The sequence below is a fragment of the Neorhizobium huautlense genome (genome assembly GCF_002968575.1).
GTDB classification, from domain to species: domain Bacteria; phylum Pseudomonadota; class Alphaproteobacteria; order Rhizobiales; family Rhizobiaceae; genus Neorhizobium; species Neorhizobium huautlense.
Map to the genome: position 1 here is coordinate 1 of NZ_PVBM01000093.1, position 952 is coordinate 952.

At 59.9% G+C, this 952-nt stretch carries 1 protein-coding gene and 1 pseudogene; both read right to left on the minus strand.

The annotated features are described in order from the left end of the window. Positions 1-19: 19 nt before the first annotated feature. Positions 20-139: pseudogene (locus C5L12_RS27720) on the minus strand (transposase domain-containing protein); the annotation flags it as partial. A 114-nt stretch (positions 140-253) separates the two neighbouring features. After that, positions 254-925: a tyrosine-type recombinase/integrase gene (locus C5L12_RS27725; protein WP_245423072.1), complete on the minus strand. Its 672-nt coding sequence runs from the start codon at positions 923-925 to the stop codon at positions 254-256. Positions 926-952 lie beyond the last annotated feature (27 nt).

Below are 952 nucleotides of genomic sequence, written 5' to 3' on the forward strand. Positions count from 1 at the left end.
AGCGGCAAGCTGAGGCCGTTCAGCCCGCGTAACTCCACGGCATGAGTGCGTCGAGATCGCTGCTGGCCCGGCCTTTAGCTATGGGGCCGAGGGTTTGGGTGAGCCAGGCTTGCGGGTCGACGTTGTTCATCTTCGCCGTTTATGCCGACTGGCGAACTATGCCGAGCGCCTCTTTTGATAAGACCGTTACACCGCGCATTCCCGGCCAATTCGGCCGGGCGCTGATGGTTGACACTCGGCATAGTTCTCATGTTCAGAGGGCGTTCAGGAATTCCAGAAGCCAATCGTGCGGTCGAAATCGCTCAGCCTTGGCGCGTTCATACGGCTTCAGCTTGGCGAGTGCGGATTCCTTCAGTTCAAGATGTGCATGAAGATAGGTCAACGTCGTTTCCATCGCCTCATGGCCCAGCCACCGGGCGATGACCGAGCAGTCGACGCCCGCCTGCAGCAACTCCATGGCAGCGCTGTGCCGCAAGACATGAGGCGACACCCGCTTCGACCGAAGGGAGACGCAGCGCTCTCGCGCTTGGGTGACATATTTGTTCAGCAGTGCCTGGACGCCGTCGGCGCTGAGCTTGCCACCGTGCATATTCGGAAAGAGAGCCGTTGCGCCTCGCTTTCTGGGCTCCTTGAGCCAACAGCGAAGGGCTTGCTGTGCAACCTTTGTGAGCGGCGTACTTCGCTCTTTGCGGCCCTTGCCAACGCATTGCACATGCGCACCGTGGCCGAGCATTACCGACTCTCGCTCGAGATCGATGATCTCCGAGACCCGTAACCCCGTTTGCGCGGCCAGCAATAGCAGAGTATAATCGCGGCGCCCCAGCCACGTGCTTCGATCCGTGCAGTCCAGGATCGCTTCAATCTCGGGCCTGGTTAGAAACTGAAGCTGCCGCTTGTCACATCGCTTGCTGGGGATCGTGAGCACACGCTAAATATGGGCGCTATGTGCCGG